Genomic DNA, 12,646 nt, shown 5'->3' on the forward strand with positions numbered 1-12,646 from the left:
GTCCGCCAGAAAAGGTTAGATCAAGGTTTTGCCATGACGCACGAAGGTCGGTTTAACCACCCGGACCGGGTACCACTTGCCACGGATTTCCACTTCTGCCCGGTCGGCGGTTGCCATCGGCACCCGTGCCAGGGCGATCGATTTGCTCAGCGTAGGAGAGAAACTACCACTGGTGATCTCCCCTTCGCCAACATCGGCGATACGCACCACCTGATGCGCACGCAAAACCCCACGCTCTTCGAGCACCAGGCCCACCAGTTTTTGTTGCACGCCAGCGGCCTGTTCGGCTTCCAGCGCGGCGCGACCGATGAACTGACGAGTGGTCGGCTCCCAGGCGATGCTCCAGGCCATGTTGGAGGCCAGCGGTGAAACATCCTGGTGAATGTCCTGGCCGTACAGGTTCATGCCGGCCTCAAGGCGCAGTGTGTCGCGGGCACCGAGGCCAATCGGCGAGATACCGGCACCCACCAGGTCGTTGAAGAATGCAGGGGCCTGATCGGCCGGCAGGGCAATCTCCAGGCCATCTTCACCGGTGTAGCCGGTACGGGCAATGAACCAGTCACCGTCGCACTGGCCTTCGAAGGGTTTGAGTTGCTGGATCAGGGCGCCACGTGACTGGGTCACCAGTTCGGCGATCTTTTGCCGGGCGTGCGGGCCTTGAATCGCCAGCATCGCCAATTCGCTGCGCTCATGCAGTTGCACGTGAAAGTCGCCGAGCTGGGCGTGCATCCAGGCCAGGTCCTGATCGCGGGTGGCGGCGTTCACCACCAGGCGGTAAGTGCCTTCCAGGCGATAGACGATCATGTCGTCGACCACCCCGCCGCGCTCATTGAGCATGGTGCTGTACAAGGCACGGCCATTGCTGTGCAGGCGTTCGACATCATTGGCCAGCAAATGCTGGAGCCAGGCCTTGGCTTGGGGGCCGCTGACATCGATCACGGTCATATGGGATACATCGAAAACCCCGCAATCGCGGCGCACCTGATGGTGTTCCTCGACCTGCGAGCCGTAATGCAGTGGCATATCCCAACCGCCAAAATCGACCATCTTCGCGCCGAGTGCGAGATGAAGGTCATACAGAGGCGTACGCTGTCCCATGGGTTTCTCCTTCCGGGCTTGGCGAAGGTGCGGACAGGCACTGCGTGAGTTAAAGCCTTGAAATATAAGGCTTTCAACCAGTTTCAGTTACCCGGTCTGAAGGACGATCCGCACCGAATGCCGCGCATTGTAGCCGCAAGGTGTAGGACTGACACCTAACCGATGCGATGAGCCGAGCGACGGATCAAGCCGATGACCGGTAACAGGCCCACCAGAATCAGGGTCAAGGCCGGCAATGAAGCCCGTGCCCACTCGCCTTCACTGGTCATTTCAAAGACCCGTACCGCCAGCGTGTCCCAGCCAAACGGGCGCATCAGCAAGGTAGCAGGCATTTCCTTGAGCACATCGACAAACACCAGCAACGCTGCACTCAAGGTGCCCGGCAGCAGCAACGGCAGATACACTTTGAAAAACAGTCGCGGTCCGCTGACCCCCAGACTGCGGGCCGCTTCAGGCAGCGACGGCCGGATCCGCGCCAGGCTGTTTTCCAGCGGCCCATAGGCCACTGCAATGAACCGCACCAGATAGGCCAGCAGCAGCGCCGACAGGCTGCCGAGCAGCAACGGCTTACCGGCACCGCCCAGCCAACCCGACAGCGGCACCACCAGTTCGCGGTCCAGGTAACTGAACGCAAGCATGATCGAGACCGCCAGCACCGAACCGGGCAACGCGTAGCCGATGTTGGCCACGCTGATCCCCGAGCGAATCGTCCGGGTCGGCGCCAGGCGCCGGGCAAACGCCAGCAACAATGCGACGCAGACCGTGATCAGCGCGGCCATGGCCCCCAGGTACAAGGTGTGCAGGATCAGCCCGGCATACCGTTCATCGAGGTCGAAACGACCGCGTTGCCAGAACCACGCCAGCAGTTGCAGCAGCGGAATCACGAACGCACAGGCAAACACCAGGCCGCACCAGGTGGTCGCGGCCAGCGCCTTGAGCCCGCGCAGGTGATAGAGCGCCTGGCCTCGCGGACGCTCATTGGTGGCCCGCACAGCCCCCCGGGCACGGCGCTCGCCATACAGCAGCAGCATCACCACCAACAGCAACAGGCTGGCCAGTTGCGCCGCGCTCGACAGGCTGAAGAAGCCGTACCAGGTCTTGTAGATCGCGGTGGTGAAAGTGTCGAAGTTGAACACCGATACCGCACCGAAATCCGCCAGCGTCTCCATCAAGGCCAGGGCCACGCCCGCGCCGATGGCCGGGCGCGCCATGGGCAGGGCCACGTGCCAGAACGCCTGCCACGGCGATTGGCCCAACACCCGTGCCGCCTCCATCAGGCCCTTGCCCTGGGCCAGGAACGCCGTGCGCGCCAGCAGGTAGACATAGGGATAGAACACCAGCACCAGCACCAGGATCACGCCACCGGTAGAGCGCACCCGTGGCAGTCGCAAGCCACTGCCCAACCATTCCCGCAGCAAGGTTTGCACCGGTCCGGAAAAATCCAGCAAGCCGACGAATACGAACGCCAGCACGTAGGCCGGGATCGCAAACGGCAGCATCAGCGCCCAATCCAGCCAGCGGCGTCCGGGGAACTCGCACAGGCTGGTCAGCCACGCCAGGCTCACCCCCAGCAGCGTGACACCCACGCCGACGCCAAGGATCAGGGTCAGGGTGTTGCCCAGCAACCGGGGCATCTGGGTGTCCCACAGGTGGGACCAGATTTGCAGGTCGACGGTTTGCCACGACAGCAGCAACACGCTCAGCGGTAGCAGGACCAACGCGGCGATGGCGAAGACCAGGGGGTACCAGCGGCGTTGGGCGGGATGGGCCAAAAAACTGTCTCTCAAATGATTGTGCCCACGCTCTGCGTGGGCACATGGCCGGTGACGCTCAGCGTCACGCTTGAAAGGGTTCGATGCCAAGCGTCTGGGGATGCGTTCCCACGCAACGTGTGGGAACGATCAACTCATATGGGGCTCGAACGCGTCCGACGCATTCGGGGTCGCCTCGCGCCCCAGCGGGAGCAAGCTCCCTCGCCACCCGCGCAGTATACCGGGTCGATCAGTTCCAGCCAGCACGGTCCATCAAGCGAATGGCTTCGGCCTGGCGCAGGCCGGCCACTTCAACCGGCAAGGTGTCGGGGATGAACTTGCCCCAGGCTTCGACTTCCGCCGATGGCTTCACGCTCGGGTTGGCCGGGAATTCCTGGTTGACGTCGGCGAAGATCTTTTGCGCGTCCGGGGTGGTCATCCATTCCACCAGGGCCTTGGCGGCTTCCGGGTGCGGTGCGTACTTGGTCAGGCCGATGCCCGACAGGTTCACGTGGACGCCACGGTCGGCCTGGTTCGGCCAGAACAGTTTGACCGGCAGGTCCGGCTTCTGCTTGTGCAGGCGACCGTAGTAGTAGGTGTTGACGATACCGACGTCGCACTGCCCGGCAGCGATGGCTTCCAGCACGGCGGTGTCATCGGAAAACACGTCAGTGGCGAGGTTGTTGACCCAGCCTTTGATGATTTCTTCGGTCTTGGCCGCGCCATGGGTTTCGATCAGGGTGGCGGTCAGCGACTGGTTGTAAACCTTCTTCGCGGTGCGCAGGCACAGCCGGCCTTCCCACTGCTTGTCCGCCAGCGCTTCGTAGGTGGTCATTTCCGAAGGTTTTACCCGCTCAGTGGAGTAGGCCAGGGTACGGGCGCGCAGGCTCAAACCGGTCCAGGCATGCGACGCGGCGCGGTATTGCAACGGGATGTTGGTGTCGATGACCTTGGAGGTAAACGGCTGCAGGATGCCCATTTGCTCGGCTTGCCACAGGTTGCCGGCATCGACGGTCAGCAGGAGGTCGGCGGTGGCGTTTTCACCTTCGGCCTTGATGCGCTGCATCAGCGGCGCTTCCTTGTCGGTGATGAACTTCACCTTCACACCGGTTTTCTCGGTGTAGGCATCGAAGACGGGCTTGATCAGCTCATCGATACGCGAGGAGTAGACCACTACCTCGTCGGCGGCCTGCGCCGCGGTACCAATCAGGGTCAGGGCAATGGCTGTCAGTAGACGCTTCGGTGCCAACATGGGAGCGGTCTCTCGATATTTGAAGTGAGTCGAAATGATAAGGACTCACATTTGCCTTCTCAACTGATCCCTCCGCGCAGGCGTTACCAAATGTTGCGCGACAGGCGTGTCGTGATGAATGTTCGTCGCCCCATCGCGAGCCTGCTCGCGATGAAGTCATTAGCCTCAAGCCTTGGCCAGCTCCGGCAGGTCACCGCTCAAGCCCAGCGCCTGGCGCACGAACAGCGCCTTGGCTTCAGGCATCTGGTCGACCACTTTCAAGCCGGTATTGCGCAACCAGCGCAACGGCAGCGGGTCGGCCTGGAACAAGCGCTCGAACCCTTCCATCGCCGCCATCAGCGCCAGGTTGTGGGGCATGCGCCGGCGCTCATAGCGACTGAGGACTTTAACGTCCGCCAGGCGCTCGCCACGACTGGCCGCTTGCAACAACACCTCAGCCAGCACCGCCGCATCGAGGAACCCCAGGTTGACGCCCTGCCCGGCCAGCGGGTGGATGGTGTGGGCCGCATCGCCGATCAGGGCCAGGCCCTCGGCCACATAGCGTTTGGCATGGCGCTGGCGCAACGGCACGCAGAGGCGCGGGTCGGCACTCAGCACCGTGCCCAGGCGGCCCTCGAAGGCACGCTCCAGCTCGTGACAGAAGCCTTGGTCATCCAGCGCCATCAAGCGCTCGGCTTCGGTCGGGGTGGTCGACCAGACGATCGAGCACCAGTCCTGCTGCCCATCACGCTCCAGGGGCAGGAACGCCAGCGGACCTTGATCGGTAAAGCGTTGCCAGGCCGTCATCTGGTGCGCCAGCGAACTGCGAACGCTGGTGACGATGGCATGATGCAGGTAATCCCACTCCCGGGTCGCGACGCCGGTCAGGCGACGCACCGCCGAGTTGGCGCCATCCGCCGCGATCACCAGCGGAGCCCGCAGCGTACGGCCGTCGGCCAGGGTCAGCAGCCAGTCATCACCGGAACGGCGCATCTGCTCCAGACGGGCATTGGCCAGCAGGCCCAGGTCGCAATCGTGCAGGCGCTCGAGCAGCGCATCCTGAACCACCCGGTTCTCGACGATATGCCCCAGGGCTTGGGCATGAACGCTGGCGGCCGAGAAATGGATCTGCCCGGTACCGCTGCCGTCCCAGACCTGCATGTCCGAGTAAGGGCTGCAGCGGCGTTTGACAACACCTTCCCACACGCCCAGGCGCTCGAGGATCCGCTGGCTGGCGGCCGACAAGGCGCTCACCCGCGGTTCGAACGGCGACTGCGCATCGAACGGCTTGACGCTCAGGGGGCTGCCATCGAGCAGCAGGACTTCCAGCCCACTGTTCTGTAACGCCAGCGCCAAGGCACTCCCGACCATTCCGGCCCCGACAATCAGCAGATCTGCGCGCATGTCCATGCTTTAAGCCTGTCTCGCTTGCGGCTTGAGCCGCACGTAAAGGGTTTTCTTAAACATCGGAACGTGTTCCCAGGCCCATGGCCTGCCGGGCGAACCAGCGTTTGGCCGGCGGCAACAGGTCCAGGCCCAACAGGCCGATGTTGCGGCCCAGGGACACCAGCGGCTGAGTGCTGCCGAACAAGCGGGTCACCTGGTCGGAGAAGCCCACGGTCAGGTTCTGGTCCAGCCGCTGGCGTTCGCGATAAGCCTGCAACGTGGCGAAATCACCCGGGGAGCCCGGGTTGGCGAGCAAGGCTTCAGCCAGCGCCTGGGCATCGCGCAACGACAGGTTGAATCCCTGGCCGGCAATCGGGTGCAGGCTGTGGGCGGCATTGCCCAGCACAGCCAGGTGCGGACGTACCTGCTCTTCGGCCTCGATCAGCGACAAGGGGTAGAGATGCCGGGCACCCACCTGCTTCAACGTGCCCAGGCGGTAGCCGAACACACTTTGCAGCTCGCTGAGGAAACTGCGTTCATCCAGGTCGGCCAGGCGTTGCGCGTCCATGCCCTGACGGGTCCAGACCAGCGCGCAGCGGTTTTCCGGCAGCGGCAACAGGGCCATCGGGCCATCATCGGTGAAGCGTTCGAAGGCCATGCCGTTGTGCGCTTCGCTCGGGGTGATGTTGGCAATCAACGCGCTCTGGTTATACGGGCGTTTCTTGACGCCGATCCCCAGTTGCTCACGCAGCCCCGAACGGCCGCCATCAGCCAATACCGCGAGGTCGCATTCAAGGCAGGTTTCATCATTGAGGGTCAGGCGATAGCCGTCTTCCAGCGGTTCCATGCGCGTGACTTCGGCCGGGCAGCGCCAGCTGATCACGTCCTTGTCCAGGCCTTGCCAGAGGCATTGGCCCAGCCAGGCGTTCTCCACCACATAACCGAGGGCCGGAACGCCCTCTTCCATGGCCGACAGCCGCGCGGTCGAAAAACGTCCACGGTCGGAAACATGGATTTGCTTGATCGGCTCGGCGCGACGGGAAATTTCCTGCCACAGGCCCAGCCGTTGATAAATCTGCCGGGCGCCAAACGACAACGCCGACGAGCGCGCGTCATAGCTGGGCTGGTAGCTGTCGCCGGGCGCAAAGGGTTCGATCAGCACGATCTTCCAGCCACGGCTCTTGGCCCCGGCCTGCAAGGCCAGCGCCAGGCTGGCACCGACCAGGCCGCCACCAATGATTGCCAGATTGACGCGACTCATGCGGCTTGGGTCCGTGCCGCGGCCATCAGGGCCTCGATTTCGGCGACCGTTTTCGGCACGCCCCGGGTCAGGATTTCACAGCCTTGTCTGGTTACCACCACGTCATCCTCGATGCGCACGCCAATGCCGCGCCATTTCTTCGCCACGTTCAGGTTGCCCGGGGCAATGTAGATGCCCGGTTCGACGGTCAAGGCCATGCCGACTTCCAGCACCCGCCATTCACCGCCGACCTTGTACTCGCCAACATCATGGACATCCATGCCCAGCCAATGGCCGGCGCGGTGCATGTAAAACGCCTTGTAGGCTTCGTTGGCGATCAACTCGTCGACATCGCCGTGCAACAGACCGAGCCGCACCAGGCCGGCCGTAATCACTTGAACCGTCGCCTCGTGCGCCTGGTTCCAGTGTTTGTTCGGTGCAATCTGGGCGAATGCGGCTTCCTGCGATGCCAGCACCAGCTCGTAGATCGCTTTCTGCTCTGCTGAAAACTTACCGTTGACCGGCCAGGTGCGGGTGATATCGCTGGCGTAGCAGTCGATCTCGCAACCGGCGTCGATCAGCACCAGGTCCCCGTCCTTGAGCAGTGCGTCATTGCTCTGGTAATGCAGGATGCAGGTGTTGCGCCCGCTGGCGACGATCGAGCCATAGGCCGGCATTTTCGCCCCGCCCTTGCGGAACTCGTAGTCGAGCTCCGCTTCCAGGCTGAACTCGTGCAAACCGGCACGGCTGGCCTGCATCGCACGGATATGCGCTTGCGCGGAAATCCGCGCGGCTTCGCGCATCACCTTCACTTCTGCCGCCGATTTATACAGGCGCATGTCATGCAGCAGATGATCCAGGGCAACGAATTCGTTCGGCGGCTGGGCACCCAGGTGCGCTTTCGAGCGGATCACGTTGATCCAGTCCATCAGGTGCCGATCGAACTCCGGGTTGCTGCCCATGGCCGAATACACCCGGTCACGGCCTTCGATCAGGCCCGGCAGGATGTCGTCGATGTCGGTAATCGGGAAGGCGTCGTCGGCACCGTACTCACGGATGGCGCCTTCCTGTCCGGCCCGCAGGCCGTCCCACAGTTCGCGTTCGGCGTTGCGCTCGCGGCAGAACAGAATGTATTCGCCATGTTCCCGGCCAGGCATCAGGACGATGACGGCCTGAGGCTCGGGAAAACCGCTGAGGTACTGAAAGTCGCTGTCCTGCCGGTAGACGTGCTCGACGTCGCGATTGCGGATCGCCACGGCGGCGGCCGGCAGGATTGCAATACTGTTGGGTTCCATCTGCGCCATCAGCGCCTTGCGGCGACGGGTGTATTCCGATTTCGGGATATGGATCATGGGCAGGTGGAGGTCCCTTGCAGGCGGATCAGTGCAGAGAAGGCTTGGCAGCGGGTGCCGCCTTGCTGGTCTCGGTGAACAGCAGCAATGGGGCAACCCGCAGGTACTCCATGACTTCCATGTAGTCGCTTTCGCCGTCGTCGGACTCTTCCAGGGCGTCTTGCACCTGAGCGATGGCCGCCAGGTCCTGCAACACTTCGCTGGCTTCGGTGCTCAGCGCGCTGCTGTCACGGCAGTTCAGGCCAAACCCGCTGAGGAAGCCCTGGCACCACTGGCCCAGTGCGGCCGCGCGCTCGGTGAGCGGCGCGTCGTCGGACGGCAGCAGCAGAACGACGGTCATGTCGTCGCCGGTCAGCTCGCCCTTGACCATCTCCTGCAAGCCGATCAGGGCGTTGCGAACGTTGTCTTGTGGTTCACCTTCGAGCAGTTCAGCGGCATCGACCAGCCAGCCGTCCACTTCGAAGCCGGCGCCGGCGCAGCTGCGACCGAGTAGCAGGCCGTGCAGTTCGGCGGGCGAGACGGGATGACCGCTGGAATTCAGCAGGGTGGCGAAGGCTTGATACGGAGAATTCTGAATGGGCATGGGCAGCTAGGCGCCAAGCGGCGCTATGTCTAGAATGAAGCCCTGTATCCTACATCGACAGACACGCCAAGACTATTAAAGGCTGACCGCCAGTTACCGCCCATCAGACAAATCCTGTGGAACACGTATGGAAGACACCGACCTGCAAGCGCTGATGGCTAGACTCGAACTGCTAATTACTCGAGTCGAGCAACTTAAGAGTCAAAACGGACTCTTACTAGCTCAGGAAAAAACCTGGCGCGAGGAACGCGCGCACCTCATTGAAAAAAACGAAATCGCCCGGCGTAAGGTCGAATCGATGATTTCGCGCCTCAAGGCCCTGGAGCAAGACTCATGAGTTCAAGCAATAGCGTCACCGTGCAGATCCTCGACAAAGAATACTCGATCATTTGCCCCCAGGAAGAGCGCAGCAATCTGGTGAGCGCCGCCCGTTACCTGGACGGCAAGATGCGCGAAATCCGCAGCAGCGGCAAAGTCATCGGGGCCGACCGCATTGCCGTGATGGCCGCGCTGAACATCACTCACGACCTGCTGCACAGCCAGGAACGACCGGACGTGCAGGCCAGCGCCTCGACCCGCGAGCAAGTGCGTGACCTGCTCGATCGCGTGGACCTGGCGCTGTCCAGCGATACGGATGTCAGCAAGGGCTGATTCCTGAGGGTGGTTGCGGTATACTCGCGCCACTCCCTGGGGTTCTTGCCAGTTGACGATGTCCCTGAGCCGATTCGCACTACCCTGGAGGTTGCACGTTGGGCTGGTGTGCATGTCCGCTAGACGGAAAGCCTTAAAGCCTACTGCATCTTCCACCTTGAACTTTCGGGTTCAAGGGCCAAGTTGACAGCGGTTCATCCGGGGAGCCTGATTCAAGCCGATGCGGGTTATTGCCGGCATCGGCTTTTTACGACGTCACCGTCCTGGTGCCCTCGACACTCGAACAGCCCATGACGATGACCGAACCTGCGCCGCTTTCCCGCCCGCAACTTCGACGCATGCTGCGCACGGCCCGCCGCGCCCTGTCGCGCAGCGAGCAACGCCAGGCCGCTCGAGGGCTATATCGGCAGTTGGCGCAACAACCACTGTTTCGTCGAGCCAGACATATTTCCCTGTACCTGCCCACCGACGGTGAAATCGATCCGCGCTTGCTGCTGCGCGAAGCACAACGCCGGGGCAAGGCGACCTACCTGCCGGTGCTCAGCGCCTGGCCGCGAACCAAAATGGTTTTCCAGCGTGTTCGCCCCGGCGAAAAGCTGCGGTCCAATCGTTTCCGCATCCCCGAGCCACGGGTCAACCCGGCCCGGCAACGCAAGGTCTGGGCGCTGGACCTGGTGTTGTTACCGTTGGTCGGTTTTGACGAAAGCGGTGGACGACTGGGGATGGGCGGCGGCTTCTATGACCGCAGCCTGGCCTATCTGGCGCGCCGCAAGAATTGGCGCAAGCCGATCCTGCTGGGGCTGGCCCATGAATGCCAGAAAGTCGAGAAATTGGCTCAAGCGAGCTGGGACGTACCCTTGCAGGCAACGGTGACTGATAGGCGATGGTATTTTGCAGACCAGGCGCCACCGAAGGCCGCGACACCTGTTAGTTGAGCATCAGCGATTGAAGGGTGGTACCTGTTGCGCGACTTCGATCGGCGCATCGGTCTTGTTCGCCCACAGGCTTTGCGCGTAACCGGTGGTCACGACGCCCAAACCGAACACAATCACCAAAACCCATAGTAAATCCGGTTTGCGTTTCATCGATTGCCCCCCTCAAGGCATATCACACACGATGTCAGCAGCGGTGTCCGTTACAGGCCGTGCTTGCCGCGTCTTGCTTAAAAGTCCGGCATTCTGCGGTAACGTGCAGCGACACGCAAACGCTGGCGCCAACCGACTGTCGGTTTGTCATAAAATGGCCGAACGACTTTCCCAGCGCCCTTTTCGGAGCATAAAAGATGGCCTATTGGCTGATGAAATCCGAGCCCGACGAGCTCTCGATCAAAGGCCTTGAACGGCTCGGCGAAGCCCGCTGGGACGGCGTTCGCAACTACCAGGCACGCAACTTCCTGCGGGCCATGGCGGTCGGCGACGAGTTTTTCTTTTACCACTCCAGCTGCCCCGAGCCCGGGATTGCCGGGATTGGCCGGATCGTCGAAGCCGCCTATCCGGATCCGACGGCGCTTGAGCCTGAAAGCCATTACTACGACCCAAAAGCCACGCCCGAAAAAAACGCCTGGAGCGCGATCAATGTCGCGCACGTCGAGACGTTTCCCCGCGTGCTCAAACTCGATTACCTCAAACAACAAACCGCACTGGCCGACATGCCGCTGGTACAGAAAGGCTCCCGGCTATCGGTGATGCCGGTGACAGCCGAACAGTGGGCGGCAGTGCTGGCCTTGCGTTCGTAAGCCACGCGGCGACTGCACACAGGCAGTCGCCGGCAAGCAACACGCCTTATTGAATGATCAGGTTGTTGAACAACAGATCCTCGACCACCGGCTTACCGGTTTCGTCGTTCATTACCTGCTGGGTCTGCTTCAAGGCTTCCTGGCGCAGCTTCTCTTTGGCTTCGGTGTTGTTCATGGTCTCGGTGGTTTGCTGAGCGAACAGCGCGACCAATTGGTTGCGGATCAACGGTTCGTTGGCCTTCACTGCCTTGGCCGCTTCATCACCCGTCACCCGTAGCGCCACGTCGGCCTTGTAGACCTTGAGTTTGGGTGTGCCATCCAGGCCGTAGTTACCCACGAACGGCGGGCTCAGGCTGATGTAGCTGACTTTCGGCGCCTCGCCCTCTTTGGCTTCTTCGGCCATCGCTGCCACAGGCAGAGACAGGGCCAGCAACAACATGATCCACGCTTTCACAATTCGCTCCTTATCCGGTTTGCGGCCCAGCATAGCGACCCACCCCGACAAGCCCAAGCGCAAAGCTTATGGCTGGCTATCAGGGCGGGGCATGCTCGTTGACCGCTTGACTCACACACCTACACTTATCGGCCATCACTCCCAAAGGAATAGCCCTGATGAAAGCCGTGCTGTGCAAAGCCTTCGGCCCCGCCGAATCGCTGGTGCTGGAAGAAGTCGCCAGTCCTGTCGCCAAGAAGAACGAAATCCTGCTGGACGTGCACGCCGCCGGGGTCAACTTTCCGGACACGCTGATCATCGAGGGCAAGTACCAGTTCAAGCCGCCCTTCCCGTTTTCCCCGGGCGGTGAGGCGGCGGGCGTGGTCAGCGCGGTCGGCGAAAAGGTCAGCCACCTCAAAGTGGGCGACCGGGTCATGGCGCTGACAGGCTGGGGCAGCTTTGCCGAGCAGGTGGCGGTGCCGGGCTACAACGTGTTGCCGATCCCGCCGTCCATGGACTTCAACACCGCCGCGGCCTTCAGCATGACCTACGGCACCTCGATGCATGCCCTGAAACAGCGTGGCCAGTTGCAACCCGGCGAGACCTTGCTGGTGCTCGGCGCGTCCGGTGGCGTGGGCCTGGCCGCCGTGGAAATCGGCAAGGCCATGGGCGCCCGGGTCATCGCCGCGGCGAGCAGCGCCGAGAAACTTGCCGTGGCCAAGGCCGCCGGTGCCGATGAGCTGATCAACTACAGCGAAAACAGCCTCAAGGACGAAATCAAGCGCCTGACCGATGGCCAGGGTGCCGACGTGATCTACGACCCGGTCGGCGGCGACCTGTTCGACCAGGCGGTTCGCGCCATCGCCTGGAACGGTCGGCTGCTGGTGGTGGGCTTTGCCAGCGGCCGCATCCCGGAACTGCCCGTGAACCTGGCCCTGCTCAAGGGCGCAGCCGTGGTGGGGGTGTTCTGGGGCTCGTTCGCCCAGCGCCAGCCACACGACAACGCGGCGAACTTCCAGCAGTTGTTCGGCTGGTTGGCCGAAGGCAAATTGAAGCCGCTGGTGTCCCAGGTGTACCCACTCGGCAATGCCGCGCAAGCCATCAACGATCTTGGCCAGCGCAAGGCGGTCGGGAAAATAGTGGTACAGGTCCGCTAGATTGCCCCAGCGACCCGAATACCGGCGGA

General features: G+C 62.5%; 14 protein-coding genes and 1 other RNA gene. 6 read left to right on the top strand and 9 right to left on the bottom strand.

What is annotated here, in order from left to right:
• Positions 1 to 15: 15 nt before the first annotated feature.
• From gcvT to CKW25_RS20105, 7 genes are all read right to left on the bottom strand, one after another.
• Positions 16 to 1,098, bottom strand: a complete 1,083-nt coding sequence (gene gcvT / locus CKW25_RS20075; RefSeq protein ID WP_095081851.1) for a glycine cleavage system aminomethyltransferase GcvT — start codon at positions 1,096 to 1,098, stop codon at positions 16 to 18.
• Positions 1,099 to 1,253: 155 nt separating this feature from the next.
• Entirely contained in the window at positions 1,254 to 2,870 is a 1,617-nt protein-coding gene (locus CKW25_RS20080) for an iron ABC transporter permease (protein WP_095081852.1), read from the bottom strand.
• 229 nt (positions 2,871 to 3,099) lie between these two features.
• Positions 3,100 to 4,101 (bottom strand): extracellular solute-binding protein, encoded by a 1,002-nt coding sequence (locus CKW25_RS20085; protein ID WP_095081854.1) that lies wholly within the window; start codon positions 4,099 to 4,101, stop codon positions 3,100 to 3,102.
• Positions 4,102 to 4,266: 165 nt separating this feature from the next.
• The gene (locus tag CKW25_RS20090) at positions 4,267 to 5,484 is read right to left on the bottom strand and encodes a 2-octaprenyl-3-methyl-6-methoxy-1,4-benzoquinol hydroxylase (RefSeq protein ID WP_172736584.1); all 1,218 of its coding nucleotides are present in this window, start codon (positions 5,482 to 5,484) and stop codon (positions 4,267 to 4,269) included.
• Between the two features lie 55 nt (positions 5,485 to 5,539).
• Positions 5,540 to 6,727, bottom strand: a complete 1,188-nt coding sequence (gene ubiH, locus CKW25_RS20095) for a 2-octaprenyl-6-methoxyphenyl hydroxylase (protein ID WP_095081856.1) — start codon at positions 6,725 to 6,727, stop codon at positions 5,540 to 5,542.
• The gene (pepP, locus tag CKW25_RS20100; protein ID WP_095081858.1) at positions 6,724 to 8,058 is read right to left on the bottom strand and encodes a Xaa-Pro aminopeptidase; all 1,335 of its coding nucleotides are present in this window, start codon (positions 8,056 to 8,058) and stop codon (positions 6,724 to 6,726) included. Before pepP ends, ubiH begins: the two co-directional genes overlap by 4 nt.
• A gap of 28 nt (positions 8,059 to 8,086) precedes the next feature.
• Positions 8,087 to 8,641: a YecA family protein gene (locus CKW25_RS20105; protein ID WP_095081859.1), complete on the bottom strand. Its 555-nt coding sequence runs from the start codon at positions 8,639 to 8,641 to the stop codon at positions 8,087 to 8,089.
• A gap of 127 nt (positions 8,642 to 8,768) precedes the next feature.
• Between CKW25_RS20105 and CKW25_RS20110 the strand changes: the two genes are divergently transcribed.
• The 4 genes from CKW25_RS20110 to CKW25_RS20125 all read left to right on the top strand — a co-directional run bounded on the left by CKW25_RS20110 (position 8,769) and on the right by CKW25_RS20125 (position 10,227).
• Positions 8,769 to 8,978 carry a TIGR02449 family protein gene (locus tag CKW25_RS20110; protein WP_007982902.1) on the top strand — a complete coding sequence of 70 codons (210 nt, stop codon included), beginning with the start codon at positions 8,769 to 8,771 and terminating at the stop codon, positions 8,976 to 8,978.
• Positions 8,975 to 9,292: a cell division protein ZapA gene (locus CKW25_RS20115; protein ID WP_095081860.1), complete on the top strand. Its 318-nt coding sequence runs from the start codon at positions 8,975 to 8,977 to the stop codon at positions 9,290 to 9,292. The genes CKW25_RS20110 and CKW25_RS20115 overlap by 4 nt, the downstream gene beginning before the upstream one ends.
• 30 nt (positions 9,293 to 9,322) lie before the next feature.
• Positions 9,323 to 9,501, top strand: a non-coding RNA gene (ssrS, locus tag CKW25_RS20120) — 6S RNA.
• Between the two features lie 87 nt (positions 9,502 to 9,588).
• On the top strand, positions 9,589 to 10,227 hold the full coding sequence (locus CKW25_RS20125; protein WP_095082001.1) for a 5-formyltetrahydrofolate cyclo-ligase: 639 nt from the start codon (positions 9,589 to 9,591) through the stop codon (positions 10,225 to 10,227).
• 3 nt (positions 10,228 to 10,230) lie between these two features.
• On the opposite strand, the gene CKW25_RS26690 is transcribed toward CKW25_RS20125, so the two are convergent.
• Positions 10,231 to 10,377, bottom strand: a complete 147-nt coding sequence (locus CKW25_RS26690) for a hypothetical protein (protein ID WP_095081861.1) — start codon at positions 10,375 to 10,377, stop codon at positions 10,231 to 10,233.
• A gap of 197 nt (positions 10,378 to 10,574) precedes the next feature.
• Here CKW25_RS26690 and CKW25_RS20135 point away from each other — a divergent pair, with 197 nt between their 5' ends.
• Positions 10,575 to 11,027 carry an EVE domain-containing protein gene (locus CKW25_RS20135; protein ID WP_095081863.1) on the top strand — a complete coding sequence of 151 codons (453 nt, stop codon included), beginning with the start codon at positions 10,575 to 10,577 and terminating at the stop codon, positions 11,025 to 11,027.
• 46 nt (positions 11,028 to 11,073) lie between these two features.
• On the opposite strand, the gene CKW25_RS20140 is transcribed toward CKW25_RS20135, so the two are convergent.
• Complete coding sequence (locus tag CKW25_RS20140) at positions 11,074 to 11,481, bottom strand: flagellar basal body-associated protein FliL (protein ID WP_095081864.1); 408 nt, start codon at positions 11,479 to 11,481, stop codon at positions 11,074 to 11,076.
• A gap of 158 nt (positions 11,482 to 11,639) precedes the next feature.
• Between CKW25_RS20140 and CKW25_RS20145 the strand changes: the two genes are divergently transcribed.
• Positions 11,640 to 12,617, top strand: a complete 978-nt coding sequence (locus CKW25_RS20145) for an NADPH:quinone oxidoreductase family protein (protein WP_095081865.1) — start codon at positions 11,640 to 11,642, stop codon at positions 12,615 to 12,617.
• The last annotated feature ends 29 nt before the right edge of the window (positions 12,618 to 12,646 follow it).

This window comes from Pseudomonas sp. Irchel s3h17, from assembly GCF_900187505.1.
GTDB lineage: Bacteria > Pseudomonadota > Gammaproteobacteria > Pseudomonadales > Pseudomonadaceae > Aquipseudomonas.

What these genes read in the sequence shown, in the direction of transcription:
- gcvT (WP_095081851.1), bottom strand. Translation starts at nt 1,098, where the DNA reads ATGGGACAGCGTACGCCTCTGTATGACCTTCATCTCGCACTCGGCGCG.
- CKW25_RS20085 (WP_095081854.1), bottom strand. Translation starts at nt 4,101, where the DNA reads ATGTTGGCACCGAAGCGTCTACTGACAGCCATTGCCCTGACCCTGATT.
- CKW25_RS20090 (WP_172736584.1), bottom strand. Translation starts at nt 5,484, where the DNA reads ATGCGCGCAGATCTGCTGATTGTCGGGGCCGGAATGGTCGGGAGTGCC.
- ubiH (WP_095081856.1), bottom strand. Translation starts at nt 6,727, where the DNA reads ATGAGTCGCGTCAATCTGGCAATCATTGGTGGCGGCCTGGTCGGTGCC.
- pepP (WP_095081858.1), bottom strand. Translation starts at nt 8,058, where the DNA reads ATGATCCATATCCCGAAATCGGAATACACCCGTCGCCGCAAGGCGCTG.
- CKW25_RS20105 (WP_095081859.1), bottom strand. Translation starts at nt 8,641, where the DNA reads ATGCCCATTCAGAATTCTCCGTATCAAGCCTTCGCCACCCTGCTGAAT.
- CKW25_RS20110 (WP_007982902.1), top strand. Translation starts at nt 8,769, where the DNA reads ATGGAAGACACCGACCTGCAAGCGCTGATGGCTAGACTCGAACTGCTA.
- CKW25_RS20115 (WP_095081860.1), top strand. Translation starts at nt 8,975, where the DNA reads ATGAGTTCAAGCAATAGCGTCACCGTGCAGATCCTCGACAAAGAATAC.
- CKW25_RS20125 (WP_095082001.1), top strand. Translation starts at nt 9,589, where the DNA reads ATGACCGAACCTGCGCCGCTTTCCCGCCCGCAACTTCGACGCATGCTG.
- CKW25_RS26690 (WP_095081861.1), bottom strand. Translation starts at nt 10,377, where the DNA reads ATGAAACGCAAACCGGATTTACTATGGGTTTTGGTGATTGTGTTCGGT.
- CKW25_RS20135 (WP_095081863.1), top strand. Translation starts at nt 10,575, where the DNA reads ATGGCCTATTGGCTGATGAAATCCGAGCCCGACGAGCTCTCGATCAAA.
- CKW25_RS20145 (WP_095081865.1), top strand. Translation starts at nt 11,640, where the DNA reads ATGAAAGCCGTGCTGTGCAAAGCCTTCGGCCCCGCCGAATCGCTGGTG.